This window comes from Spirosoma aerolatum, from assembly GCF_002056795.1.
In the GTDB taxonomy this organism is placed as follows: Bacteria; Bacteroidota; Bacteroidia; order Cytophagales; family Spirosomataceae; genus Spirosoma; species Spirosoma aerolatum.
In genome coordinates this window covers 7,617,828-7,642,218 of the sequence record NZ_CP020104.1, presented here as the reverse complement: position 1 = coordinate 7,642,218, position 24,391 = coordinate 7,617,828, and the positions used below count along the sequence as shown (strand labels likewise).

General features: G+C 48.1%; 27 protein-coding genes. 16 read left to right on the top strand and 11 right to left on the bottom strand.

Annotation, left to right across the window (positions count from 1 at the left end; genetic code table 11):
* Positions 1 to 76 precede the first annotated feature (76 nt).
* Positions 77 to 538, bottom strand: a complete 462-nt coding sequence (locus B5M13_RS31850; RefSeq protein ID WP_080059496.1) for a hypothetical protein — start codon at positions 536 to 538, stop codon at positions 77 to 79.
* 321 nt (positions 539 to 859) lie between these two features.
* Here B5M13_RS31850 and B5M13_RS31845 point away from each other — a divergent pair, with 321 nt between their 5' ends.
* The gene (locus B5M13_RS31845; protein WP_080059495.1) at positions 860 to 1,525 is read left to right on the top strand and encodes a response regulator transcription factor; all 666 of its coding nucleotides are present in this window, start codon (positions 860 to 862) and stop codon (positions 1,523 to 1,525) included.
* Between the two features lie 73 nt (positions 1,526 to 1,598).
* A complete protein-coding gene (locus B5M13_RS31840; protein ID WP_170061225.1) occupies positions 1,599 to 3,479 on the top strand; it encodes a tetratricopeptide repeat-containing sensor histidine kinase in 1,881 nt (626 codons plus the stop codon).
* Positions 3,480 to 3,643: 164 nt separating this feature from the next.
* On the opposite strand, the gene B5M13_RS31835 is transcribed toward B5M13_RS31840, so the two are convergent.
* The 4 genes from B5M13_RS31835 to B5M13_RS31820 all read right to left on the bottom strand — a co-directional run bounded on the left by B5M13_RS31835 (position 3,644) and on the right by B5M13_RS31820 (position 7,003).
* Complete coding sequence (locus B5M13_RS31835) at positions 3,644 to 4,402, bottom strand: LytR/AlgR family response regulator transcription factor (protein WP_080059493.1); 759 nt, start codon at positions 4,400 to 4,402, stop codon at positions 3,644 to 3,646.
* Between the two features lie 79 nt (positions 4,403 to 4,481).
* On the bottom strand, positions 4,482 to 5,591 hold the full coding sequence (locus B5M13_RS31830) for a sensor histidine kinase (protein WP_080059492.1): 1,110 nt from the start codon (positions 5,589 to 5,591) through the stop codon (positions 4,482 to 4,484).
* A gap of 133 nt (positions 5,592 to 5,724) precedes the next feature.
* Positions 5,725 to 6,078, bottom strand: a complete 354-nt coding sequence (locus B5M13_RS31825) for a hypothetical protein (protein ID WP_080059491.1) — start codon at positions 6,076 to 6,078, stop codon at positions 5,725 to 5,727.
* A gap of 175 nt (positions 6,079 to 6,253) precedes the next feature.
* Positions 6,254 to 7,003 (bottom strand): acyl-CoA desaturase, encoded by a 750-nt coding sequence (locus B5M13_RS31820; RefSeq protein WP_080059490.1) that lies wholly within the window; start codon positions 7,001 to 7,003, stop codon positions 6,254 to 6,256.
* A gap of 252 nt (positions 7,004 to 7,255) precedes the next feature.
* Here B5M13_RS31820 and ccoS point away from each other — a divergent pair, with 252 nt between their 5' ends.
* The 7 genes from ccoS (at position 7,256) to B5M13_RS31790 (ending at position 13,551) form a co-directional block, all read left to right on the top strand.
* Complete coding sequence (ccoS, locus tag B5M13_RS31815) at positions 7,256 to 7,432, top strand: cbb3-type cytochrome oxidase assembly protein CcoS (protein WP_020596265.1); 177 nt, start codon at positions 7,256 to 7,258, stop codon at positions 7,430 to 7,432.
* A 17-nt stretch (positions 7,433 to 7,449) separates the two neighbouring features.
* Positions 7,450 to 9,675 carry a cytochrome-c oxidase, cbb3-type subunit I gene (gene ccoN / locus B5M13_RS31810; RefSeq protein ID WP_080059489.1) on the top strand — a complete coding sequence of 742 codons (2,226 nt, stop codon included), beginning with the start codon at positions 7,450 to 7,452 and terminating at the stop codon, positions 9,673 to 9,675.
* Between the two features lie 90 nt (positions 9,676 to 9,765).
* Positions 9,766 to 9,936, top strand: coding sequence for a hypothetical protein (locus tag B5M13_RS33775; RefSeq protein WP_170061224.1), 171 nt, complete (start codon positions 9,766 to 9,768; stop codon positions 9,934 to 9,936).
* Positions 9,937 to 9,948: 12 nt separating this feature from the next.
* Positions 9,949 to 10,764: a cbb3-type cytochrome c oxidase N-terminal domain-containing protein gene (locus tag B5M13_RS31805; RefSeq protein WP_080059488.1), complete on the top strand. Its 816-nt coding sequence runs from the start codon at positions 9,949 to 9,951 to the stop codon at positions 10,762 to 10,764.
* 110 nt (positions 10,765 to 10,874) lie between these two features.
* A complete protein-coding gene (ccoG, locus tag B5M13_RS31800; RefSeq protein ID WP_080059487.1) occupies positions 10,875 to 12,326 on the top strand; it encodes a cytochrome c oxidase accessory protein CcoG in 1,452 nt (483 codons plus the stop codon).
* 100 nt (positions 12,327 to 12,426) lie between these two features.
* The gene (locus B5M13_RS31795; protein ID WP_080059486.1) at positions 12,427 to 12,852 is read left to right on the top strand and encodes a FixH family protein; all 426 of its coding nucleotides are present in this window, start codon (positions 12,427 to 12,429) and stop codon (positions 12,850 to 12,852) included.
* Positions 12,853 to 12,855: 3 nt separating this feature from the next.
* Entirely contained in the window at positions 12,856 to 13,551 is a 696-nt protein-coding gene (locus B5M13_RS31790) for a sulfite exporter TauE/SafE family protein (RefSeq protein ID WP_080059485.1), read from the top strand.
* Positions 13,552 to 13,976: 425 nt separating this feature from the next.
* Here B5M13_RS31790 and B5M13_RS31780 read toward each other — a convergent pair whose 3' ends face one another.
* The 4 genes from B5M13_RS31780 to B5M13_RS31765 form a co-directional block, all read right to left on the bottom strand.
* Positions 13,977 to 14,204: a hypothetical protein gene (locus B5M13_RS31780; RefSeq protein WP_155297369.1), complete on the bottom strand. Its 228-nt coding sequence runs from the start codon at positions 14,202 to 14,204 to the stop codon at positions 13,977 to 13,979.
* 287 nt (positions 14,205 to 14,491) lie between these two features.
* The gene (locus B5M13_RS31775) at positions 14,492 to 14,932 is read right to left on the bottom strand and encodes a VOC family protein (RefSeq protein ID WP_080059482.1); all 441 of its coding nucleotides are present in this window, start codon (positions 14,930 to 14,932) and stop codon (positions 14,492 to 14,494) included.
* On the bottom strand, positions 14,933 to 15,469 hold the full coding sequence (locus tag B5M13_RS31770) for a DUF1353 domain-containing protein (RefSeq protein WP_170061223.1): 537 nt from the start codon (positions 15,467 to 15,469) through the stop codon (positions 14,933 to 14,935).
* A 299-nt stretch (positions 15,470 to 15,768) separates the two neighbouring features.
* Complete coding sequence (locus tag B5M13_RS31765) at positions 15,769 to 16,083, bottom strand: hypothetical protein (protein WP_080060163.1); 315 nt, start codon at positions 16,081 to 16,083, stop codon at positions 15,769 to 15,771.
* A gap of 267 nt (positions 16,084 to 16,350) precedes the next feature.
* Here B5M13_RS31765 and B5M13_RS31760 point away from each other — a divergent pair, with 267 nt between their 5' ends.
* From B5M13_RS31760 to B5M13_RS34365, 6 genes are all read left to right on the top strand, one after another.
* Positions 16,351 to 16,809 (top strand): hypothetical protein, encoded by a 459-nt coding sequence (locus tag B5M13_RS31760; protein WP_080059480.1) that lies wholly within the window; start codon positions 16,351 to 16,353, stop codon positions 16,807 to 16,809.
* A gap of 334 nt (positions 16,810 to 17,143) precedes the next feature.
* On the top strand, positions 17,144 to 17,902 hold the full coding sequence (locus tag B5M13_RS31755) for a hypothetical protein (protein WP_155297368.1): 759 nt from the start codon (positions 17,144 to 17,146) through the stop codon (positions 17,900 to 17,902).
* The gene (locus B5M13_RS31750) at positions 17,899 to 19,167 is read left to right on the top strand and encodes a glycerophosphodiester phosphodiesterase (RefSeq protein ID WP_080059479.1); all 1,269 of its coding nucleotides are present in this window, start codon (positions 17,899 to 17,901) and stop codon (positions 19,165 to 19,167) included. The genes B5M13_RS31755 and B5M13_RS31750 overlap by 4 nt, the downstream gene beginning before the upstream one ends.
* 2 nt (positions 19,168 to 19,169) lie before the next feature.
* Positions 19,170 to 19,859, top strand: a complete 690-nt coding sequence (locus tag B5M13_RS31745) for a hypothetical protein (RefSeq protein WP_080059478.1) — start codon at positions 19,170 to 19,172, stop codon at positions 19,857 to 19,859.
* A 15-nt stretch (positions 19,860 to 19,874) separates the two neighbouring features.
* A complete protein-coding gene (locus B5M13_RS31740; protein WP_245859610.1) occupies positions 19,875 to 20,600 on the top strand; it encodes a metallophosphoesterase family protein in 726 nt (241 codons plus the stop codon).
* Between the two features lie 17 nt (positions 20,601 to 20,617).
* Positions 20,618 to 20,755 (top strand): hypothetical protein, encoded by a 138-nt coding sequence (locus B5M13_RS34365; protein ID WP_245859609.1) that lies wholly within the window; start codon positions 20,618 to 20,620, stop codon positions 20,753 to 20,755.
* Between the two features lies 1 nt (position 20,756).
* Here B5M13_RS34365 and B5M13_RS31735 read toward each other — a convergent pair whose 3' ends face one another.
* Together B5M13_RS31735 and B5M13_RS31730 are read right to left on the bottom strand one after the other, a co-directional pair.
* The gene (locus tag B5M13_RS31735) at positions 20,757 to 21,524 is read right to left on the bottom strand and encodes a hypothetical protein (RefSeq protein WP_080059477.1); all 768 of its coding nucleotides are present in this window, start codon (positions 21,522 to 21,524) and stop codon (positions 20,757 to 20,759) included.
* A 59-nt stretch (positions 21,525 to 21,583) separates the two neighbouring features.
* Positions 21,584 to 22,540, bottom strand: a complete 957-nt coding sequence (locus B5M13_RS31730; protein WP_080059476.1) for a hypothetical protein — start codon at positions 22,538 to 22,540, stop codon at positions 21,584 to 21,586.
* Positions 22,541 to 22,698: 158 nt separating this feature from the next.
* Between B5M13_RS31730 and B5M13_RS31725 the strand changes: the two genes are divergently transcribed.
* The gene (locus tag B5M13_RS31725; RefSeq protein ID WP_080059475.1) at positions 22,699 to 24,327 is read left to right on the top strand and encodes an amidohydrolase family protein; all 1,629 of its coding nucleotides are present in this window, start codon (positions 22,699 to 22,701) and stop codon (positions 24,325 to 24,327) included.
* The last annotated feature ends 64 nt before the right edge of the window (positions 24,328 to 24,391 follow it).

Sequence of the window (24,391 nt, the reverse complement as noted above, 5' to 3'; positions counted from 1 at the left end):
AGCGGACGGGAAAATTGCAGGGGAGACTAGTCGTAAAAAAAGCCCTACCGTTTTCAGGTAGGGCTTTCTATAGTTACTAAAATTCAACCGTCAGGTATTTTCCATTAGGTGTTACGTCATAGGTACCACTTTTAATGACGTAGCTAGAAACCATCGCGTTTTCTAACGTAACCGTATAGTTTTCTTCAACCACAAACTGGTTGTTGGCAAATCGCGTCGAAAGATCTATTGGCGCAATGGAGCTTTTAACAAAGTTTACAACCAGTTTACCATCTGCTTTACCAGCGGTAGCCATAGCCGTACCCGGCGATACAGCGCTAAGATCGATTTCAATAGGGCCGGCGTCAGCATCAAAAGTACATACGCCAAACTTAGTACAATTTCTACTTTTCCGGCCAAACACAATTTTAACTTTAGCCAGTGCTTTCGGCTCGTTTGTCAATTCGGTCGACGGCCGTAGCGACGATACAGATGCCATATCGTTGTTCGTAAAAATACCACCAAAGGCAACCACAGCGAGAATAATCAGTACTTTCATGAGATTGTAGTTTAGTAATTAAAACAGGTCATGTATTGGTTCTGGGCAAGCTCTTTTGCTAGCGCAAATCGTCACAACAGAAGGCTTGTCAGCGAACAGGCCAGCGGCTGAAACTTGACTGACACAAAGTTTAAAAGTGGTTGTACATCAAAACATCGGGTAAATAAGGATAATAGAAACAGATCTGGTCGAAGAAGCGAACAAGGTCGGCTTGGCAACCATTAAGTAAATTCTGCGGTGATGGGTATCGTTAAATAAATCCCTATCAGCCTGTATTTCAGGATATCTTATTTTTAAATACCACCTAGATTTCCTGCACTGATGATAAGACTATGTCTGGTCGATGACCATGAATTGCTCCTGAAAGGGTTGGCCATGCTTGTGGATGCACAACCTGATTTTCACGTTGTGCAGACCTGTAGTTCGGGGAAGGAAACGATTGATTTTTTGGCGAATCATCCAGCTATAGACCTCTTATTACTGGATGTAAACTTGCCAGATATAGAACCCGACGCTTTACTGGCAAAAATTAGAGAAGTCCAGCCTGCACTACCCATTATTTACCTGACCATTTTACGCGGGTTGCGGGTGTTTCATCGGCTGGAAAAATTTTCTTTTCAGGGGTATCTGCTCAAAGACACCTCGTATGATGAGCTTTTCGAGGCCATTCGGGTAGTGAGCACCGGAGGAACGTACTATTCTAAACGTATTGATCTTGATTTTGCCAGAGATCAGTCGATACACGAAAGCAATTATGTCAACAGGCAGGCGGATGTGGTACTGAGCAAACGCGAGAAAGAAATTTTAAACCTTATCTGCCAGGAATATAGCAGCGCTCAGATTGCCGAAAAACTCTTTATCAGTGTTAGTACCGTCGATACACATCGACAAAATATTATGATAAAACTCGGTGTCAGTAATACCGTTGGGCTGGTGAAATATGCAATCAATTATAAGTTGATTGAAAGCTATGTAAATGGACAATGATTATCAACAAATTAATCATTGTCCATTTTTCATTTTACATGGTCTTGACCTCTTACCTCTTTTCCCGAAAGCTATGAAATGGTTTATCTGGACCTTTGCCCTGCTGGTAACTCCTGGCTACTCACAAACCAATCTTGATAGTCTACAAAACGCGCTCGCCACAGTAAAGCACGATTCGATTCGGTTAAAAATCTATTCGCAGCTTATTAAAGGACACCTGTATGCAAAACCTGAGCTGGCTCAGGTATATGCCTCGAAATTTGATTCGGTAGCGACAGCCTTGCAGAGCGAGATAGATATCGCTTTTGGAAAAAACTACCTCGGCATGGTTCGCTATGTAAACAACGATTATACAAAAGCCATTTCCTATTATCTGGAAGCCATTGACCGATTTGAAAAATTAAAGATTCCTCTTCGCGTAGGGATAGCACTCAACAATATTGGTGCATGCTATCAATATCGCGAAGAACCTCGGCAAACGATTGACTACTATCAGAAAGCGCTGGCCATATTTCAAAAGTTGAACGAGACTACCTGGATCGGAAATGTATCGCACAATATTGCAAATGAGTATTTTAAACTAGCCAATCAGACAACCGACCAAGGCCGCAAATTGCGTCTTCTTAATTCGGTAGAGTTCAACGAAAAAGTAGCGCTGCACAGCTTCCAATTGCAAAAAGATTCGTATTCCATTGGTTTGGCCTATATCGTTTTAGGGAATATAAAGTACGAGAAAAAGAATCTGGAAGGCTCAATTAAGGATTATTTGCAGGCACAGAAACTGATCCCTTATGCTGATGATCCGGTATCGATCGGTATTGTCAATGAAAATATTGGTAACTCGTTGTTCGAGTTGAAACGATATGATGAATCAATCGTTCGTCTGGAAAAAGCTATCCAGATTTTTAAAGCCGTAAAAGCCTTACCCAACCTTACCAAATCGCTGGATGTGCTGGCAAGAGCCTACAGTGCGAAAAAAGACTATAAGCGAGCCTTTGGCATCCAACGGGAATTTGTTACCCAAAGCGACAACCTGTTTAATCAGGAGAAAGACAAAGCCATGCTGGATGTCTTAAAAAAGTATGAATCAGCGAAGAAAGAGCAAGAAAATCAGCTTCTTAATCAACAGCTAAAACAGGAGCAGCAACAGCGTCTTGCTTATGGAGTTGGCCTGGTGGGATTGCTTCTGTTTTCGGGCATAATCGGCTATTTCCTGGTTAAAAATCGGCAGAAAAATCGACTGATCGAACGCCAAAATCAAAAATTATCAGAGTTGAACCGGGAAAAGAATCACCTGATCAGTATGGTCTCGCACGATTTGAATACACCTTTTCTAACCATAAAAACCTGGAATTCGTTATTAAAACTAAATCTTCAGGATAACCCTAAAACCACTGAGGCCGTGCAGGCAATCGACAAAAGTGCCGTTCAGGGAATGACCCTCATTAAAAATATACTGGATGTCGAAAAAGCGGAAACCAACCAGCGAACACTAACGCTTCAAAAAATAGATTTGGTTGAACTAACCAAAGAGGTAGTCGACCGGTTGACGCTATCGGCACAAGCCAAAAACCTGACCATGTATATTGAGTCAACTGACAAAAAAATAGCTATTCTGACCGACAAACACCTGATGATTCGGGTGCTTGAGAATTTACTGTCTAATGCTATAAAATATTCGTATCCAGGCAAAAAAATCTGGGTAGGGTTGGAGTCGTCGTTGTCAAAAATTCGTTTGACCGTAAAGGATGAGGGCGTAGGTATCGGGTCTGGCGATATTCCCAAACTTTTTACGAAATATGGCGTGGCCGCATCCAAGCCAACCTCAGGCGAACACTCGACTGGGCTGGGTTTGCACATTGTCAAACGAATACTAGATGAAATCGGGGGAGAGATTCAATGCCAAAGCGAAGTACGAAAAGGAACTACGTTTACGGTAACGTTAGAAGCCTGACGATACCACCGTATTTGGAGGCCTTTTGACTGAATCGCTAAGCGGATACGACCCAATATGGGATAGTCTAGAATAGGATGAGCTAAATGGCCTATGCGGCACACGACCTGATCCTAGTGTATTGGATAGGCATTGACCAGGCCAGCGCTTGAACCCGGCATATATCAACGTCCTAGCCAGTCTTTAAAATCGGCGATTCGGCTTAGGCTAACCAGCACTTCCTGACGGGGCGTTGGACGAAGGTCAACTTTTAGCTTACCGGCGGAGTAAACGTGAATGGTCTGAATGGCCGTGCGAGCCACCAGAAACTGACGATTCATCCGGAAAAACTGCGAAGGATTCAGCATTCCTGTCAGTTGATCGAGACTATACTCCAGTGGTAATAGTTGGCCTTCTTTGGTGGTCAAAAAGGTGGCTTTTTCCTCAGAGAAAAAATACGCGATTTCGCCCGTTTCGACACTTCTGATTTTGGTGCCGATGCTAACCATAAACCGCTCCTTAAACGGCGACTCCCGAAATTGTTGCACTACCTGAAGCAGTTTGGTCAGATCGGGGCTGGACGCTACGCTTCGCAGGGTTTTAAACTTGTCGAGTGCGTTGACCAACTCATCGTAATCAACGGGTTTGAGCAGGTAGTCGATGCTGTTGACCTTAAAGGCCTTGATCATATACTCATCATAGGCCGTCGTAAAAATGATAGGCACTGTCAACTGAATTTGCTCGAAAATGCTGAACGCCAGACCATCCTCCAGGTGAATATCCATCAGGATCAAATCCGGTACGGAATGCTGGCTAAGCCAGGCCACCGACTCACTTACCGAGGGCAGTTGGGCCAGCACCTGCACAGCCGGATCGTATTTTTTCAGCATCCGCTCCAACTGCCGGGCCGAGCGGTCTTCATCTTCGATAATAATTACGTTCATGTTTTAAAGAGCGAAAGAGCGAAAGAGCGAAAGAGTTAAAACGGCTCATCGCTCATTCACTCTTTCGTTCTTTCACTCTTTATGTTAAAAGTGGGATTTTGACAACAAACTGCCCCTGTTCCTCGCCACACCAAACGGGCCGGTCGGTCAGGAGCGAATACCGATTGGTGATATTGGAAAGGCCAATGCCGGTCGATGGTTCGGGTTGGTCGCGGGCCTGAATGGGGTTTTCCACCAATAGCCAATCCTGTTCGACGTAGATACGCACCTTGAGTTTCTCCCGCTGCGACATTCGGTTATGCTTCACTGCATTTTCGACCAGGAGCTGCAACGTGAGCGGAGCAATCCGATACTGAAGTTGGGCAGCCTGGGGTACGTCGATCAGGACATCAAATTTGTTCTCGAAACGAATTTTGAGCAGGAAGGTATACGCCTGAATAAAATCCAGTTCCGTTGCCAAAGGCACCAAATCCTGATCGCGCTGTTCCAGAATATACCGATACGCTTTGGACAATCGCTTGATAAACTGCTCCGACAGATCGACATCTTCATGAATCAGCGACGTTAGAATACTCAGGCTATTGAACAGAAAGTGCGGACTAAGCTGGCTTTTCAAGGCTCCAAACTGACTTAACAGGGCTTCTTTTTCCAGCTTTTCCGCTTTTAGCTGAACATCTTTCAACTGCCGGAACGACCGCTCACTGATGGTCAGGTAAAAGGCCGTGAGCATAATGACGATGGAAAATACGTTGTTGGCACGGCCAATGTAGGCCATTACCGCAGGTGGAAAAGGAGACGGGCCACGGCTAGGTAACAACGACGGCCATATTTGCTTAACGATGTGCAACACTTCGAATAAGAGCATAGGAAGTAGTTTCGTAAACAAAAGAGCCAAGGAGAACGAAATCAGAAAGGTCAGCAGAATGGATCGCCAATTGAACTGCATCAGAATGTCGCTGCTGAACCGATGTTCCAATTGCCGTTGGCACCAGTCAGTAGCACTGATCCAGAGATAATATAATCCCAGATTGATTATACTGAACAGCATAAAAAAAGGGATTGCATGAATCAGAGCCGTTGTGTTTCGGGCTGATTCCGGCAGATTGACGTAAAGCAACAGGGGCGAAAAAAGTACCAGTAACCGAATGGCTAGCTGCCACTTCTGAGTCGATGTAAGCCGGTTATCCATAGATAGACGAAGCGTATTGTACCGAAAAACTAATGGTAACCATCAGCCAAACAGGCATTTCCTATAGTCAGTGAAGGGCCTTAAACTATAAAACCGGCTTTATGGCCGGTTTTCATAGGCTCAGACTAATGGCTTACGATTCGAGCATGACAAACGTTTCGGCCGGGCGCTCCTGAATGACGAAGGTTTTCACCGTGTTCTGTTCCCCCACCTTAACGGCGATCTGGTAGGTACCAACACTCAGCTCATTGATATTGAATTTCTGATGGATTCCCTGGCGTAAATCGACCGAGGATGTATAGAGCAGATGACCTTCCTGGTCTTGTAATGCTATGGTCGCTTTGGCGGCCTCGGGGGCTATAACCAGTTTGACCTTGTTATCAGCAGTCAGCGTTATGGTTGTAGCAGGCGCTTCGTTGGTAGTTGTTTTGGCGAATGATGCAGTACTGGCAACCAGTCCCAGCATCAGAATGAATAACTTTTTCATGGTCTGTTCTCGATTTGTTTTTGTTTGATGAAACAAAGTTGCGCCCTGTTGAACAGCCCAGAAAATTAATGACGACGAACGCAGGAAACCGCAGGAAGAGCGTGTCTTTCAGTCGGATGAATGATCGCGTTTGTCCATTCGTCTGCGATTGCATCGCAGACGAATGGCAGCCAGCTTACATATACGCTTCATCGCGCCCGAACCGCAGCTTGATCACGTGTAACGAGTTGAGCAATTTCAGTAGTGGATAGGCAGGATCGAACTCATGCCAACGGAAACCTCCAAAGTTGGCCCGGCCACCATATTTGTGGTGATTGTTATGATACGATTCGCCCATCATCAGGAAATCGAAGGGAAGCAGATTTTTGGCCGTATCGTTTACTTCAAAATTGGTGTATCCGTAACGGTGTGCATACCAGTTGATGATAGCGCCATGAACTGGCCCCATCAGAAAATGGAACGGCAGTAGCAGGAAAAACCAGGGCGAAGGAGCAAACTGAATATAAAACAACGTATAGGCCGTTCCCCAGGCCAGCCGAACGGGCCAGCGATCGCCAAACCACTCCATCCATGGCCAGTTGGGAACGCCTTTCTTGAACTTTGCCGGGATATGATCGCGGTTATTCAGGATGTCATTATAGTAAATCCGGGTCTTCCACATCATGTCGAACAGATTTTTGGAAAACTCCGGTGAGTGTGGGTCCCGCTCAGTGTCGGCATGGGCGTGGTGCAGGCGGTGCATAATCCCATACGCGCGAGGGCTCAGAAACGACGAGCCCTGTGCCACGAACGTCACGACGTAGAAAAACTTCTCCCACCCTTTACTCATCGTAAACATTTGGTGGGCGGCATAGCGATGGAGAAAAAAGGTTTGCATCAGCACCGACAGGTACCAGTGCGCCAGAAAAAAAGCGAGGATGATCATAAATAATTGTCAATAGTGGTCATTCCATGGTCATCAATAAGCAATGAATGGCGGTCAATGACCATGGAATGACTACGAATGGCTGCAAAGTTGCCCTTTGCCACCTGCCCCCTACCTGACACTCGTCAACTTATTATCTGACGTTTGTCAGCTCATTGTCTGACCGGGCCAAAATCAGTCTCCGACCTGACGAAACTCATGATTCGTCCCGGCAAAGCGTCTCAATTTTGAACCAGCAAAATCGATACGGTGATGAGCATTATCTTCTTCATGATTGGTGTCAGCCTGATGATGGCACTGGGTTTTCTGGGGGCCTTTTTCTGGTCGATGCGGACTGGGCAGCAGGATGATCTGTACACCCCCTCGATTCGGATGCTTCTGGAAGACGACGCACCGGATACTGCTGAACCTCAATCACACGCAAAGTAACCCCTATCTCGTTCATTATGAATGTTTCGATTAATCAACCTGCCGCTGATGCTGCTTCCAACCTGGTTAAGCCCGGCAAGGTGTCCATTGGGCAGCAACCACCCGGCGGTGAGACACTGGTGGAACGTTTCGCCTACGACAACAAAATTGTCCGTGACTTTGCCGTAGCTTCGATCATCTGGGGCATCATCGGGATGCTCGTCGGTGTTATTGTTGCTACGCAGTTATTTGCGCCAGCCGCCAACCTGGGCAACCAGTATACTACCTTCGGCCGGATTCGTCCGTTGCATACTAACGCAGTTATTTTTGCGTTTGTCGGTAATGCCATTTTTATGGGTGTGTATTACTCGCTCCAGCGACTCTGTAAAACCCGAATGTTCAGCGATGTACTGAGCAAAATTCACTTTTGGGGCTGGCAATTAATTATTCTGTCGGCTGTAGCTACCTTACCCCTGGGTCTTACCAGTTCCAAAGAATACGCTGAGCTGGAATGGCCCATCGACATTGCGATCACGCTGATCTGGGTGGTTTTTGGTATCAACATGTTCGGCACGATCGTTAAACGGCGCGAACGGCACCTGTACGTGGCCATCTGGTTCTACATCGCCACTTTTGTAACGGTAGCTGTACTGCACATCGTCAATTCGATGGAGATGCCAGTGAGCTTCCTCAAAAGCTATTCGATGTATGCGGGTGTGCAGGATGCGCTGGTTCAGTGGTGGTACGGTCACAATGCCGTGGCTTTCTTCCTGACAACACCCTACCTGGGCATGATGTACTACTTCCTGCCTAAGATGGCCAACCGTCCGGTTTATTCATACCGACTGTCGATTCTACACTTCTGGGCTTTGATATTCCTGTACATCTGGGCGGGTCCTCACCACCTGTTGTATAGCTCCCTACCCGACTGGGCGCAATCGCTCGGAACCGTTTTCTCGATTATGCTGATTGCTCCCTCGTGGGGCGGTATGATCAACGGTCTGCTGACTCTACGCGGGGCCTGGGATAAAGTTCGGGAAGATACCCTCCTGAAATTCATGGTCGTTGGACTGACGGCCTATGGTATGGCTACGCTGGAAGGACCGCTACTCTCGCTCAAAAATGTTAACGCCATCGCGCACTTTACCGACTGGATCGTAGCACACGTACACGTTGGGGCGTTGGGCTGGAATGGTTTCCTGACCTTCGCTATGCTGTACTGGCTCATTCCGCGCATCTATCGCACACCATTATATTCGAAAAAACTGCTGAATTTCCATTTCTGGATCGGCACCCTGGGTATTCTGTTCTATGCCATCCCCATGTACATATCAGGCTTCACGCAGGGCATGATGTGGAAAGAGTTTACGGAGGCCAGCGTATTAAAATACCCGACTTTCCTCGAAACAACCCTGCAAATCCTGCCGATGCACATGATGCGGGCGCTGGGTGGAACGCTGTACCTGCTGGGAGCTATTCTGATGGGCTATAACCTCTTCAAAACCATGGCTGCCGGAAAACTGGTTGCCAACGAAGAAGCCGAAGCCTATGCACTGCCTGTCAGCTATAAACCAACCGGCAGTGAGACTTACTGGCACCGTTGGCTGGAGCGCAAGCCTTTCCAGTTCCTGGTTGCATCGCTGGTCGTTATTCTGATTGGTTCGCTCATTGAGCTTATCCCGACATTCATGGTCAAATCGAATGTGCCAACCATTGCTTCTGTTCAGCCTTATACCGCGCTCGAAGTACAGGGTCGCGACCTCTTCATCCGCGAAGGCTGCGTAAGCTGTCATAGCCAGTTGGTCCGGCCGTTCCGCTCCGAAACCGAGCGTTACGGCGAATACTCGAAAGCCGGTGAGTTCGTGTACGATCACCCATTTCTGTGGGGTAGCAAACGGACCGGCCCCGACCTTCATCGCGAAGGCGGCAAATATCCCGACTCCTGGCACTACCACCACATGAACGATCCAACCTCGATGTCGCCCGGATCTGTGATGCCTGCCTATCCGTGGCTGATCACGCAGCAGCTCGATATTTCAAACACATCGGCGAAACTGCGGGCCCTGAACAAGATTGGTGTTCCCTACGATGACCTCGCTATTGCCCAGGCCAATGAAGACCTGACCAAACAGGCAACCGAAGTTAGTGGTCGTCTGGCAAAAGAAGGGATCAATGTAAAACCCGACCGCGAAATCGTAGCCCTCATTGCCTACCTGCAACGGCTGGGAACGGACATTAAGAAAATGGAAACCGCACAGAAATAAGTAGTAGGAGTGAGGAGCGAGAATAGCCCTATTAGAAATAGGCTCGCGTCAGCCCTCCTCACTCCGCGCTCCTCACTCCTTCAAAAAGCCATGTTCAAGCAATTTATTTCAGCCATACCTGGGGCAGACGTCTATATGATCGGTTCGTTCCTGACGTTTTTCGCCTTTTTCCTGCTGGTCGGATTGTACCTGTTGCTCGCCGACAAACGCCATATGCAGCAAATGAGTAACCTGCCCCTCGACGAATCCAGCGAGGTTTAATCGATCTATTTTATGAATCTTCTCGTAACAACTTTGTTTGACCCGACAACTGGCAAATCGGTCTGGGATCTAAGCTCCGGCGAAGACCTGCTGTGGGTAATGGTGATGATCTTTGTGACCGTTGCCACTGGATTACTATTAGTCATTACGCTTTATCTGGCTTACGTTCTGCGTCAGGCGTTGGGGTTAAAATTGAACACTGCTGCCAAACCCGCCGATAATCGGACAGCCTGGCAAAAGTGGGCCGGTTTGCACACGCTTAGCACCGAAAAAGACCTGATGCTGGAGCATGCCTACGATGGTATCGCCGAACTCGACAACCCGACTCCTCCGTGGTTTATGGGTCTGTTCTACCTGACCATCGCTTTCGGGGCTATTTATCTGCTGATTTTCCACGTCATCGGTGCTGGGAATGTAATGGAGCAGGAATACAATCAGGAAGTAGCCGTTGCTGAAAAACAACGTGAAGCTTATGTTAAGCTCGTAGCAGGCAAAATCAATGAGAATACGGTCACCAGACTTACTGAAGCCAAAGGGCTAGAGGCTGGTAAAACGCTGTTCAACCAATACTGTACAGCCTGTCATGGTCAGAAGGGCGAAGGCAAAGTTGGGCCGAACCTCACGGATGAATACTGGCTGCATGGCGGCTCTGTGAAAGAAGTGTTTCACACGGTTACCGAAGGTGTTCCCGATAAAGGAATGATCTCCTGGAAAAAACAGCTCAATCCGCTTCAGATTCAGCAGGTTTCCAGCTATATATTATCGTTGCAGGGGACTAAGCCCGCAGGTGCCAAAGAGCCCCAGGGCGAGAAAGTAGCCATAAATTAATTTTTGTCATTCCGACGAAGGAAGAATCTTAGGTGTCTATACTCGGGAGTGAGGAATAGTTAAGATTCCTCCTTCGTCGGAATGACAAAAAGTAAAAGAACAATACCTCAATGAACGCAACACTCAACGCTCCTCCTGAAAAGAAACCCTCCTCTACCTTCGGTAAACGGGAATGGCTTTATCCTCGTGTGGTGAAAGGGCGATACTATCGCTGGCGGAATGTTGTATCCTGGGTTTTACTAGCTGCCCTGTTTGCTGGGCCTTTTCTGAGTTATGATGGCCAGCCGCTGTTCCTATTCAACATTCTGGAGCGGAAATTCAACTTCTTCGGTGTTACCTTCTGGCCCCAGGATTTTTACCTGGTCGCCATTGGGATGCTTGCCTTTATTGTCTTCATTGTTCTGTTTACAACAATTTACGGACGTGTATTCTGTGGCTGGGCCTGTCCACAAACCATTTTCATGGAAATGGTTTTCCGACGCATCGAAATCTGGATTGAAGGTGATCAGAACGCCCGTAAACGCCTGGATGCTGCCCCCTGGACTACCGAAAAAATCCTCAAAAAGTTAGCTAAATACAGTCTCTTTTTCCTGCTTTCATTCGCTATCAGCAATACATTTCTGGCGTATATCATTGGCAAAGATGCCTTGCTGACCATTATAACCGACAATCCGGAGAACCACCTGGCCGGACTGACAGCCATTCTGGTGTTTACGGGGGTTTTCTACACCGTCTATGCTCACGTCCGTGAATACGTATGCACTACTATTTGTCCCTATGGTCGCCTGCAAAGCGTAATGCTCGACAAAAATTCGGTGCTCATCACGTACGATGAAATCCGGGGCGAGCCAAGAGGAAAAATGGAACGTAGCGCCCAGAAAAAAAGCACAAATCCTACGCTGGATCACGACACGTTCAGCCCGCTACCACTTGCTCCCAGCGCCCAGCCCAAAGGCGATTGCATCGACTGTAAACTGTGCGTACAGGTTTGCCCGACGGGGATCGACATTCGGAATGGCAATCAGATGGAATGTGTGAACTGTACCTTATGCATCGACGCCTGCGATGAGATCATGGACAAAATTGGCCGTCCACGCGGCCTTATCCGGTACGATTCGCTTGAAGGGGTTCGGACGCAGAAGCCGTGGCGTATTACCACCCGTATGATTGCCTATAGTGTTATTCTGGTTTTGCTTATGAGCGTGTGGGGCTTTTTGCTGGTGAGCCGTAGCGACCTCGACACTACCGTTCTGCGGGCGCCGGGCCAATTATTTCAGCGCGAACCGGGAGGCATGATTTCCGATCTGTATCTGGTCGAACTGGTCAACAAAACGCACAGAGACAAGCCCGTTTCGTTCCGGGTGGCTTATCCGGGAGCCAAACTTCGGATGGTGCAACCGATCACAAAAGCACCCGCCGATGAGCTGACAAAGGGCATGTTTTTCATTCTATTACCCGAGAAATCAATCCATCAGAACAGCACCAAGCTTGTTATCGAAGTCGTATCCGATGGCGAAGTCGTCGATAAACTAAACACAACATTTTTAGGACCTGTCCAATGAGCGAAAGAGTGAATGAGTGAAAGAGCGAATGCTGACGCACGTTATTTTTTACTCAACCCATTCGCTCTTTCACTCATTCACTCTTTCGCTCATTAAATCTATGAACTGGGGTAAATCAATCGTTCTTGTATTTGTGCTCTTTGCAGGTTTTATCGGTACGATGGTGTACCAGATGAGCCGCGAGCATGTCGATCTGGTTAGTGATAACTATTACCAGAATGAGCTTGACTATCAGCGGCAAATTGACCGGGAGAACAATGCCCGGCAAAACATGGCTGCTGTCATCACCAATCAGCCCGACCAGCAGCAGGTAGTTTGCGAACTCCCAAAAACCTTGCAAAATGGTCAGATTGTTTTTTACCGCCCCGGTGATCGGAAGCAGGACTTTAAGATAACGATTCCGGCCAGCCATGAGGCCCAGCAGGTGGTTTCGACGGCTGCTCTGGCCCGTGGGCGCTGGCGGATACAATTTACCTGGTCGGATGGTAGCCGCGAGTATTATCAGGAAAGCCAACTCGATTTATAAGCTATGTCACCCTGGCTCGCCACCGCTTTTGTTACGGGGCTGATCAGCAGCCTGCACTGCGTAGGTATGTGCGGACCGTTGGTGGCGGCTCTACCTGTTGGCCGAATTCGGAAGAATGCCCGCTGGAAAGCTGTCGGTCTATATCATTTGGGCCGTGTGGCTACTTACAGCTCATTAGGCGCATTAGCTGGTACAATGAGCCTGGGGTTACACCTGATGGGCTGGCAACGTCCGCTGGCCGTTATAAGTGGCCTTGCGTTACTGATCAGTTTTTTCTGGCGGAAAGGCTTACCGGCCCGGTTGCGCTGGCCCTGGCTCGATCATCAGATAACCCGCACGTTTCGCCATCATATGCAACAGCCCGGCTGGATGGGCTTCGGGCTGTTAGGTATCCTGAATGGCCTGCTTCCATGCGGATTTACGTACCTGGCTCTGGCCGGTACATTGGCTACCAATACCCCTCAGGCCGGAGCTTCCTATATGCTTCTGTTCGGCCTGGGAACGCTACCCGCCTTGCTGGGTGTCAATCTAATGACAGGCTGGTTGTCGATACTTGGCCGCCAATACCTGAACCGTACCCTTTCCCTGGCAACTGTCGTTGTCGCCCTATTGCTTATCGGTCGAGGTCTGTCGCATTACCAACTCCCGGTCCATATTCAGGATACGATACCCATGTGTCATAGCTTATTGGCGAAGTAAGTACTAATTCTACCCTAAAATGCCTGTGTCCTAGTCAACTCCAGTTGACATGGTATACATCATGTATATTACCCACGATAGACCAATCGCGAGGGCTAGTGCGGACAGAAGTTTCTTTTCTTTGCTTTCAGAAAAAAGGTAAACAAGAAGGCTATACATAATTAGCAAAGGGCCTGAGATGCCTAACCCAAAAAACATCAGAAGTGCCCCTACTACACCTGTCGCTGGCCAATCTCGTAAGTACTCGTAGACAATAGGAAATACCAGAGCAAACAATAGTACGATTAAACTGTATAGCGATCGATTTTTATGTTTCACCCTATAATCTCTTTTATAGAATCTTCAATCAAAAATAAAGTTGGCTAATTTACGCCCTAGCTATCAGGATGTTATACAGCTTTCTACGTGTATACGCCTTTGTCAACTTAGCCAAAATACTTTGCTTTTAATTGACGTTGGATTCGCTGCGGTAAAGGGATACCTGACTGATAATCTCTGAGAATAACCTCTTCCCGATAACGACGAAACCTGGCTTTTTTGATCGCTCCTAATCCAACGGTTACCAAGCCAATGGCTCCAACCGAAGCCCCGGCGGGTAAGGCAATAAATCCTATCAGATTGCAGCCTCCTACCATCGTGTACGTTTTTCCCAATGATCGTTTATCCTCGAAAAGTTGCTGTACAGCTAAGGAAGTATCCTGCCTTGAATAGATTCTCGCAGGTAAAGTCGACTGCCTATCGATGCTTGAAAAATTGGAAGCAACCCTTTCTACCTGTGATTGCCGAAAGACCACTGTAGAATCAGTCTGTGCCTGTAAATATTGAGAAGTCGTGCACACTAAAACGATAGGTAACCAATAAGGTATACGGCTCATATGATTCAGGTTCTATGAGTTTACACTAATCGATTGGTCCGACAAGATAAATGTTTTTCAGATACTTACAGCTCATCAATATTCTTGTGCGTAACAATATTACTGCGTTCATCCAGAGGCACATAGGGATTATACGCTACTTCAAGTACATTCCCTTCTGGGTCAGCAAAATAGAAGAAGTAACCGCCAAAGGGGGTGTCGTGCGGTTCTTTCAGAATAGTAACCTTTTTCACTTTCAGCTCGTCAAATAAGTCGTCGACCTCCCGTTTCGAACCGACATTATAGGCTAGCGTAAACGATCGGAAACCAGTACCTTCAGCCGAAACCCCAACCCCCTGAGCCAGATTAGCTCGGTCAAACAGGCTAAACAGAAAACCATTCATTTTGTAAAAGACAATGTCTTTATTTTCGGCTACGGGTTTCCAGCCCAGCGTTTCGGTGTAGAATTGCTTCATAGCCGTCAAATCGTCCGTGCCTAACGTAATTACACTGAATCGCTGATCCATTTACAAGTCTTTGGGCTCGAGCAAGCGTTTTTCTTTTTTTTCTTTCATCGAGCAATGTAACCGAATCACAAGCTCATCTATGGATGGATTTTTCGTCTCAATCCACTCAAGAATCTCGTTGAAGTCGATTTCTGCTATAGACACATTGATCAATTGGTACCCCAGAAATGAAACGGTTTTATCACTAATACTCCTGTAACCATAGGAAGGTGACCACCGTTGTTGGCTGGCAAAAACACCGGCAAACAATGCTTTGGCCTTACGCTCCGGTAAACCCGCCGTTAAACAGGCATCGTAGAACATCCGATAAACTAAGAACCAGTTTTCCTTTCTGTACTTGCAATAATAGGTGAGGAGGATAGCCGCACGTCGATAGGATGTCAGTAACGGTATACTATCCTGTAGCCATAGTGACTTTGGCATAGAGGCCTCTTCAATAATCGTACCGCCAGGCACTTCCCAGGTCTTTCCTTTCGAATCGACATAACCGAAGTCGTTCAGGAGTTTTAGGTTACGGTGGCCGTTGTCAGTATCCACCCATTGCGCCAAAACACTGCCTAGGAACCGTCCAGTAGGCTGAGCCCAGCCGGGAAAGGATGTTACTAGCAGGAAAATGCAGGAAAGCAGCCACTTACGAGACCTTATAATTGACTCAATAAAAATCATGCTGTATGATCACTCTTATACAAGTGCTTATAGCGGCAAGATACTCTACAGAATACATATTCTGAATAGGCCAATACCCGTTTTATGAAATGATAATTTTCGGCAAAAGGTGAAATGGGCAGAAGAATAAAAGCAGGCAGGTACTCGGCTGCTCGGTCTGGGCACTAAGTCTAAGAGGGCCTGTCTACCTGGTGGGTCGTTTGTAAAGACAACGCGTTATAATCAATAGGGCTTGTGTATCGCCAAAGTTCGAAACCTTGCTGGAGCAATACACAGCCAGGAAAGCTCGTAAAACCAAAACTCCGGACAACTTCGGGATGGGTGGCTTCGTCGATGCACATAATCTGTATACCCGGCTTAATAAGCGATCGAAGCTTTGCCAGCAACCAGTCTATATCCAGGCGTTGTGAATTACTGGCAGATGTACAAACCAGTAAGATAGGCTGCTGTGGCAAAGCTGGAAATATAGAAGGCGTAGGTGCCATGGTATAAAGGCAATTAGTAGCTGTAAAGTTGACATTCTCCTTCCGCAAAATTCTTGAGGCAGGTCAAACCTACAGCAGATTTTTGTCACTCAGATCCGTCATTTTTCTGATAAAACTCCTTTTGCCATTCTTTTTTCGGCCATGACCCAATGTGCCCTGAAACCCATTCTGTCGGCTGACCACAATCAGCCCTGTGCCTAACGTTACTCATAATTCAGCGTAACCAACTCTCCTAATTTTGACAGGAATACTTGGTAGGATTACGCAATGAAAAAAACTCTTTTGCTCACGGATGGGTCGGTCGATATGGCCTTGTCGTTCAATCGCTGGCAGGAAACCCAGTCAGAACCCATTGACCTGACGGTAGTCTATGCATTTGATTTCAATAAGGATGCCGATCAACCACTGAAAGCCTCCCTATTTCGGGAAGCCAAACAAACCGCCAACGAACAATTGAATTACTGGGTAGAATTTTTATCGAAAGCTAGGCTGGGGGCGTTTCGTACCGAAATTTTACTGGGCGAACCGGAACTAGTCTTAACCATCCATTTGCTACTTCGCCGATACGATTATTTACTAATCGACCTCAGCCAGAAAGATGCTTTAGCAACATATAGGACCTGCCAGCGCCAAATCAATACGCAACTACGCTGCCTGAGTCTCCGCCAGAATACCGACTGCCTTGTAGAACAAACACAGGAATCAAGCTATGCCATTGCTGGTTAGATTCGTACTCCTACCCCCGTAACATTGAGTTCTTAATAGTGAGATAAGTTGAGTTTAGTGTTTGCGTTGCCATTTAACCAGCCTGACCAATTCGGGCTGGTTACTTTTTTAATGGGAATTAAATATAGCATCCAGTCCATGCAACTTTCTCGGAGCTACCCCCTGCGAAAATGGTATAGTTACTCGTCACAATTACGTAATTGATGGCATCAGCAGCATCGTAAACATAGCTAATTGGGCAAATTGACTAGCTTTAGCAACCTGAACGATGAGACGAAGCAACAAATTCAGGTCCATACGGTTTAGTACTTCTGACGCTTATACCGATTTTTAAGTGGCTACCATTCGACATCTCTACACTTCCAGTAACCTACTCCGACGACTTGGCTATTCGGCTCTGCTGATCGGGCTTGCCCAGTTGGGAATGGCTCAATCCAGCAACGTCTGGCCATTGCAGCCCGGCATTTATTTTCCACAGGCGCCACTGCCCGGCAAATGGCGCAAGTCGGTTGGGGTTGTCTTTACCACTACGCCCCCCGAACTAACGGAAGAAATCCGGGTGAGTGTCCCTGCCATTGACTTTAACCTACAACGGGGGCTGTCGAAAAATTTCTACCTGACCGGCCGCTTTCAGACTCAGTTCGTACAGAGTAACATTGGCGTGGGCTTTCGCTGGGTTAAACCGTTTACGAATCGATTGTTTATGTCGGCTGGCTACGATATAACCGGCTGGCTGGGGGCCTTACAAATCAAGGATGTATTTAGCAGTCAGGCCTTTGGTGTCGAAACGTTTCCGAATGTTTCGGTTGGCTATAAACTCACCCGCGATCTTCGGTTTACGTTCCGAACCGAAGCCATTATCGATCTGTACTATCGGTCGCAGGTAGGTTCACTGGCAGTCGTATATAACCGCCGGGAGGTAAATGGAGTAGCCTTTACGTTTATGCTCGAACAACCTTTCTATCACCAGCGCCATGTGTCGGTTGGTATTCGGGGCGCTTATTCCAACTTCAACTGGCAACTCTGGTCCCTATTCGACACGTTTGACCGCAACCTGTTTTACCCTCAACTTATTTTTGGCTTTATTCTGTGAAACCGATCATCTATAGCCTGCTAGCCTTGTTGTTGATCGTCTCCCTGAGTTGTCGGAAGACGTATGAGGCTCTGGTCCCCTATGATTTTACCAATCTACCCGGTTCCGGTCAATTTGGAACGGCTGTTCGGGCAGTTACGAACGGCGTGTATACTGTATCGAATGGAGCCAGCGAATTTGGTGATCAGGTAGCCCTGAAGTGGACGTATCTGCACAATGGCGCTGACACCAGTTACTACCTGTCGGTTTTTACGGGTAAAGATGCCGCGTATTTTAACCTCGAAGGCACACCACAAACGGATAGCCTGGTGCTGGGCGGTTACTGGCGTAAACTGGTGAACGATCGGATCGGCCTGGTTCAGTTGACACTCCGGGTCAAGCACCAGGGCAAACTCCAGCTTTATAAAGGTCAACTGGCTCCCGGCGATACCATGGTTATCGACGGCCTGTACGGCGATAAAAATAGCTCACTAAGTCATCCGATTACCTTAACCTATAATCGACCGCTAAATTCTCGGCCGTTTTCCATTATGGCGCACCGCAGTGGAGGACGTACATCAGATTTACTACCCGCTTCTGAAAACTCGGTCGAAATCATCAAGCTGGCGTCCAGGCTGGGCGCTACCGGCATTGAAGTCGATGTTCGCTATACGAAAGATGGTGTCCCGATTCTGTACCACGACAACACACTTAATCTGCGGCTCATCCAGAAAAATGGCCTGATGGGGCCAGTCGAAGACTACACGTATCAGCAACTGAGCACGTTTGTCCGGCTCATCAATGGCGAAAAAATACCAACGCTGGAAGAAGCCATGGAAACGGTGTTGAACAATACAGCGCTGAACTTTGTCTGGCTCGATACCAAATACATTGGCCCGATGGACAAAGTGCAGGCCATTCAGCAAAAGTACCAGCAGAAAGCACTTCAGGCTGGGCGTGACCTGCGCATCATTATTGGGTTGCCCAGTACCGAAGCGGTAGACTCATACAAAGCCCTGGCTAACAAAGAAAATACGCCTATCCTATGCGAACTCGACACCGCGCTAACCCGTAGTCTGGGTGCACGGATATGGGCTCCCCGCTGGACACTCGGCCCACAAACGGCCGAAGTACAGGCTATGAAAGCCGACGGCCTGACGGTCTTTGTCTGGACCCTTGATGAACCTGAATTTATCCGGGAGTTTATCGGTCAGAATCAGTTCGATGGTATTCTCTCCAACTATTCGCCAGTCGTTGCCTTTTATCACTACACTGAACAACCGTAAGTATGATTTACCGTCGTTTACAGACAATAAGCTGGGTTGTTTTGTTACTACTACTAAGCCTGGCTGTTCAGGCCCAACGGAGCCCGTCGGCTCGTCGGCAGCGTCGGCTACAGGCTATTGAAACGGATACGCTTACCGATACGCGTCGTGGACCCTACACCGTGGTTGTAACAGCAGGGGGTGGGTTGTCGTATTATTCAACGCACCTCGGTGTACCGGATGCCATTGAGCAGCCACGTTTGAGTCGATTTGGCACGCCATCTTCGCTCCGGGTGATGTGGTATCCCGATCATCGGCTTCGGGTAGGGCTCGAAACGGGCTGGACAACGATGTATAGTTACCGGGGGGAGGTAGCGGGTGAGAATACGCATGTGTATGTGTCGGCAGTTCCGATTCTGGTTGTGTTTTCAATGCCATTGGGATGGCTTACAGGTACCGACCGGAGCGTGGCGCGTCGGATGGCGATAACTGCCGGAACGGGTTTATACGTTAATCATTCACGGCTCGATTATCAGGGTACTGTCATGACAAATACCAATAGTTTAGGCTGGATGGCGGCTGCTTCATACACATATCCGATTGGCCGTCGTTTTCGAATAGCAGGAGAATTGAAATGGTTCGATGCCGTAGCCGTCGAGAACGCGGCCTTCACCGCCGAGTTGCAGTTGGTTTGGCGGGCATTCTCCTGGTAAAATGCATGAATAGTTATGGAAACGGATACGAGTAAACGGGATATTTTATTTCTGAGCGATACACAGGCGCCTATGTGGGTCGAACGCCTGGTATTGCGCACACACCAGAACAAAAAAGCTACGCAGGTAATTTTCAACGAAATCCTGCGGATTCAACCGGCTGTTCTCTATTGGCTAGGCGACATTGTTTCACTAGGTTATCGGAATAGCAAGTGGCGAATCATTGACCAGTTTCTGTTGAAATGTACGGAGGTTCAAACGGCCGTTTATGCCATCATGGGCAACCATGATGTGATGGGCCGCCCTCGGAAAGGTGCCCGAAATTTCCAGCAGCGCTTTCCCGACCATATTCATACGGGCTATGTGAAAGTGACCGATTCCATTGCCGTCATTATGCTGAACTCCAATTTCAGTATCCTGTCGATAGCGGATTTGGTTACCCAGCAAACGTGGTATCAGCAAACATTGGAGGACCTGGACAACGACCCATCGATTAAAGTCGTTATTGTGACCTGCCACCATGCGCCCTACTCCAATAGCAAACTGGTAGGCTCATCCAAGCTGGTTCAGCAACGATTTGTACCACCTTACCTCCGGTCGCAAAAAGCAAAACTGTTTATTACCGGGCATTCGCACGCGTTCGAACGGTATGAGTTCGACGGCAAAACGTTCCTGGTGATCGGGGGGGCGGTGGCCTGCGTCAGCCTCTCAATACGTCGCCAAGCCGCCTACCCGATATAGCCGCCGATTACAAACCCTTGTTTCACTACCTGGCCGTTCGTCGCGAAGGGGATGGTTTGTCGCTCACATCGTACTGCCTGAACAAAGATTTCTCTGGTTTTTCGGAAGGTTACCATTTTGAAATCCCTGCCGAAACGCCTTCTATCTCGTCCTGACTTACTGTTCCTCTACAGTTCCCACGCCCAGTTCAGAGAAGAGTGTCTGCCAATATTGCGTAACGGCGGGGTTATTTTCTTTCACAGATGCGTTCGGCTCGAAAGGCAGGATCATCGTGATTTCCGGGCTACCCAGCGTGTACTTTTTAAGTTGCTCGGCATCGGCTTTAGCCCATTCATCGGCCTGGGCGTTATCTTTAGGAGGGGTAACCTGAAAATCGCGTCGGTTTGCGCCTTTAACGCTCTCGATCATATCGCTGAGGTAATATACTTTTACGGTAGCGCCCGATTCATTGGCTTTGGCAATCACAGGCAGGCTGGCCCAGATGTCGGTTTCCTGGTTCGATGAACCAACATTTTGCGCTACCAACTGCTGGAGCACCCGCTGCCGGATTTGCGCTTTTTCGCGCGTGAGCGACAGGTTAAACTCCGTTTCGGCCGCTTCGCGATCGGTCGGGCTGGCTGCTGAAACATCGTCCATTTCGGATCGAACGGTTATGTTCAGCGCACGGGCTTTGGATGTATTTTCATGGATAAAATATACTTCCAGCTTATCGCCCTTCTGCCGGATGTTCTGTTCAATGATGTCGGTTAGCGCCTGCTGGTATTTCTGACCTACAAACGCTTTATCAATGTTTACGCTACGGGTTTTATCCAGAAAAATCAGCGTGTAGATTGGCTCTTCGGTAGTCGTTTTAGGCTTATCGCCATCGCCAGAACAGGCCGTCAGCCATACGGTGAATAAGCAAAATGTGATAATACGATTCATGGTGTTTGTGAAGTTAGCCGTAGCTTTCTCCTGCCGGATTAGCCAGACTAAATAGGTGTTTAGTGTAAAAGTGCCTTCCGTAACGTACTGTCGGCCGGGGTCTTATGATTCCAGTAATCTGTTTGAATTGTCTTCGTTAAAACGGCTCTGGAGGTCAGAAGGTTATCTTTGGTATCGTAGGTTTCTTCCCAACCGACAATTTTATGGGGGAAATCGCGCTCAAAAATAATGATCAGCGTTCGGTCGTCGGTAGGGTATTCGATTGTGTACGATTTCAGGTAGTTACCCGGAAACAATACCCCTTCGTAATTAGCCAGCGTCGCTTTGGCTGTTAACACGCTAATGGGTTTATGCCGAAGTCGGGCAGTCATGGTCCCGGCAATCAGTCGGGTTTCGCCTGTGGGCAACTTGTCAGGATTGATACGAATTTGATTCCAGAGTTCATCTTCAAGCATGACTTTGTCGAGCGTATACGCGTCATCGACCTCTTTTTCCAGAAATGATTTCCCGATCACCTGATAGCCATTGTCGTGGTAGTTGATCTGCTGGTAGTACTGGCCATCCCACTCCTGCCCTGCCATACTGACTTTCAACGTATTCGGAAACAGTACAGGTCGGCCACCGCTTTTCTCGACAGGTGTAAAGACCGAGGTCGACAGCGAATACTCGTAGAGACCCGTGGCAAACGTTTTGAACAGACTGGTTTTCAGTACAGGAATCGATCCTTCCGGTTGGTCGGCTTTTACCTGTTTGGCCGACAGGAAATTCTCCGTCTGGAAAATCAGCGTAGCCTCGCCTGTATGCAACGCCCCGCTTTTCGCCTGTTGGAGCCGATAGCTGTTCAGTTCCGCTTTATTGGCAAACCAGTAGTTCGAAAAAACAGTGGGTGCGGTTTCGGCTGGTTTCGCTTTCGTATCGGGTTCTTTCTGAAAGATCGTCGCTTTCATACTAAAGGCAAATGCCACAGCAAGCACCAGCACAAGAAGCAGGAAATTAGTAATAATGAATTGGCGCATACGATAGGCAAGTGAACACGGATAGAACGCAGATTTTTATAATTGTTATGATTCATCATGATCTGTGTAAATCATGACAATCTGCGTTCTATCCGCCTGTACAAAAATCCGGCAGATTCGCTTATCTTACAACTGTTTATCAAAAACGATTTGCCCGTATGATAGAACCGTATACACGACTCCTCTTTATTCTTAACTTTTCACTCTTCATTTTTCACACCTTGTTTGGTCAGGTTGAAAAGGCCCCGGCCCGCCATGAGGGCGAAGGGCCGTTTGGCAAACTGATCGTTCGGGGTGTAACCCTGGTAAACAGTACGGGGGCTCCCCCCATTGGCCCTGTCGATATTGTGGTCGAAAAAAATCGGATTACGCAGATCAAACAGGTAGGTTACCCAGGCGTGCCCATCGACGCGAAGAACCGCCCCAAAGCTGACCCAGGCGATAAAGAACTGAACTGCGAAGGCATGTACCTGATGCCAGGTTTTGTAGATATGCACGGACACATTGGCGGGCAGGCGCAGGGTGCCAATGCCGAATACGTGTTTAAACTCTGGCTGGGGCATGGTATTACCACCATCCGCGACCCATCGTGCGGTAATGGACTGGATTGGGTACTGGATCACAGGGCAAAAAGTGAACGAAACGAAATTACCGCTCCCCGCATCAAGGCATACACCGTATTTGGGCAGGGCGCGAAAGACCCAATCAATACGCCCGACCAAGCCCGCGCCTGGGTACAGCAAAATGCCAAACGTGGGGCCGATGGCATTAAATTTTTTGGTGCCGAACCGGCTATCTTTCGGGCAGCGCTGGAAGAAAACAAAAAGCTCGGCCTACGGTCGGCCTGCCACCATGCCCAACTCGAAGTAGCTCGCATGAACGCCCTGGCGACTGCCAAAGCCGGTTTGACCTCCTTGGAACATTGGTATGGACTGCCTGAAGCCCTCTTCGACGACAAGACCGTACAGAACTATCCGGCCAACTACAATTACAACAATGAACAAAATCGGTTTGAGGAAGCAGGTAACCTGTGGCAACAGGCCGCCAAACCTGGTAGCGAACGCTGGAATAAAGTCATGGACGAATTGATTGCGCTCGACTTTACCCTCGACCCCACCTTCAACATCTACGAAGCCAACCGCGAACTGATGCTGGCCCGACGCGCTGAATGGCATGACGAGTATACCATGCCAAGCCTGTGGCGATTCTACGGGCCCAGCCGGATTTCGCATGGGTCATACTGGCATTCGTGGGGCACTGAGCAGGAGGTAGCCTGGAAGAAAAATTATCAACTCTGGATGGAGTTTATTAACGAATATAAAAATCGGGGAGGGCGCGTAACCACGGGTTCCGATTCGGGTTTCATTTATCAACTTTATGGATTTGCCTACATCCGCGAACTCGAACTCCTGCGCGAAGCAGGCTTTCATCCGCTCGAAGTCATTCGGGCGGCTACGTTGAAAGGGGCCGAAGCTCTCGGTATGGCCGATCAGATTGGCTCCGTTGAAGTAGGCAAACTCGCTGATTTCGTGATTATCGATCAAAATCCACTGGCTAACCTGAAAGTGCTCTACGGCACGGGGGCCATTCATCTGAACGACAAAAACGAGGTAGAGCGCGTGGGGGGCGTTACCTACACAGTGAAAGATGGTGTGGTTTACGACGCTAAAAAATTACTAGCCGACGTTCGGAAGATGGTTGCCGATGCCAAGCAAAAGGAAAATTTCGAAATCACCCAACCAGGTGTTCCAGCCAAACCCGGCAAAGTTTCGGGTGGAAAAAACTAAGAAGCTGTTATTAGCTACAACGGCCATCCAGCTTGAAGCTCTGGATGGCCGTTCATTTTTATAA

Coding starts and splice junctions, on each gene's coding strand:
- B5M13_RS31850 (WP_080059496.1), bottom strand. CDS start 538: ATGAAAGTACTGATTATTCTCGCTGTGGTTGCCTTTGGTGGTATTTTT.
- B5M13_RS31845 (WP_080059495.1), top strand. CDS start 860: ATGATAAGACTATGTCTGGTCGATGACCATGAATTGCTCCTGAAAGGG.
- B5M13_RS31840 (WP_170061225.1), top strand. CDS start 1,599: ATGAAATGGTTTATCTGGACCTTTGCCCTGCTGGTAACTCCTGGCTAC.
- B5M13_RS31835 (WP_080059493.1), bottom strand. CDS start 4,402: ATGAACGTAATTATTATCGAAGATGAAGACCGCTCGGCCCGGCAGTTG.
- B5M13_RS31830 (WP_080059492.1), bottom strand. CDS start 5,591: ATGGATAACCGGCTTACATCGACTCAGAAGTGGCAGCTAGCCATTCGG.
- B5M13_RS31825 (WP_080059491.1), bottom strand. CDS start 6,078: ATGAAAAAGTTATTCATTCTGATGCTGGGACTGGTTGCCAGTACTGCA.
- B5M13_RS31820 (WP_080059490.1), bottom strand. CDS start 7,003: ATGATCATCCTCGCTTTTTTTCTGGCGCACTGGTACCTGTCGGTGCTG.
- ccoS (WP_020596265.1), top strand. CDS start 7,256: ATGAGCATTATCTTCTTCATGATTGGTGTCAGCCTGATGATGGCACTG.
- ccoN (WP_080059489.1), top strand. CDS start 7,450: ATGAATGTTTCGATTAATCAACCTGCCGCTGATGCTGCTTCCAACCTG.
- B5M13_RS33775 (WP_170061224.1), top strand. CDS start 9,766: ATGTTCAAGCAATTTATTTCAGCCATACCTGGGGCAGACGTCTATATG.
- B5M13_RS31805 (WP_080059488.1), top strand. CDS start 9,949: ATGAATCTTCTCGTAACAACTTTGTTTGACCCGACAACTGGCAAATCG.
- ccoG (WP_080059487.1), top strand. CDS start 10,875: ATGAACGCAACACTCAACGCTCCTCCTGAAAAGAAACCCTCCTCTACC.
- B5M13_RS31795 (WP_080059486.1), top strand. CDS start 12,427: ATGAACTGGGGTAAATCAATCGTTCTTGTATTTGTGCTCTTTGCAGGT.
- B5M13_RS31790 (WP_080059485.1), top strand. CDS start 12,856: ATGTCACCCTGGCTCGCCACCGCTTTTGTTACGGGGCTGATCAGCAGC.
- B5M13_RS31775 (WP_080059482.1), bottom strand. CDS start 14,932: ATGGATCAGCGATTCAGTGTAATTACGTTAGGCACGGACGATTTGACG.
- B5M13_RS31765 (WP_080060163.1), bottom strand. CDS start 16,083: ATGGCACCTACGCCTTCTATATTTCCAGCTTTGCCACAGCAGCCTATC.
- B5M13_RS31760 (WP_080059480.1), top strand. CDS start 16,351: ATGAAAAAAACTCTTTTGCTCACGGATGGGTCGGTCGATATGGCCTTG.
- B5M13_RS31745 (WP_080059478.1), top strand. CDS start 19,170: ATGATTTACCGTCGTTTACAGACAATAAGCTGGGTTGTTTTGTTACTA.
- B5M13_RS31740 (WP_245859610.1), top strand. CDS start 19,875: ATGGAAACGGATACGAGTAAACGGGATATTTTATTTCTGAGCGATACA.
- B5M13_RS31735 (WP_080059477.1), bottom strand. CDS start 21,524: ATGAATCGTATTATCACATTTTGCTTATTCACCGTATGGCTGACGGCC.
- B5M13_RS31730 (WP_080059476.1), bottom strand. CDS start 22,540: ATGCGCCAATTCATTATTACTAATTTCCTGCTTCTTGTGCTGGTGCTT.
- B5M13_RS31725 (WP_080059475.1), top strand. CDS start 22,699: ATGATAGAACCGTATACACGACTCCTCTTTATTCTTAACTTTTCACTC.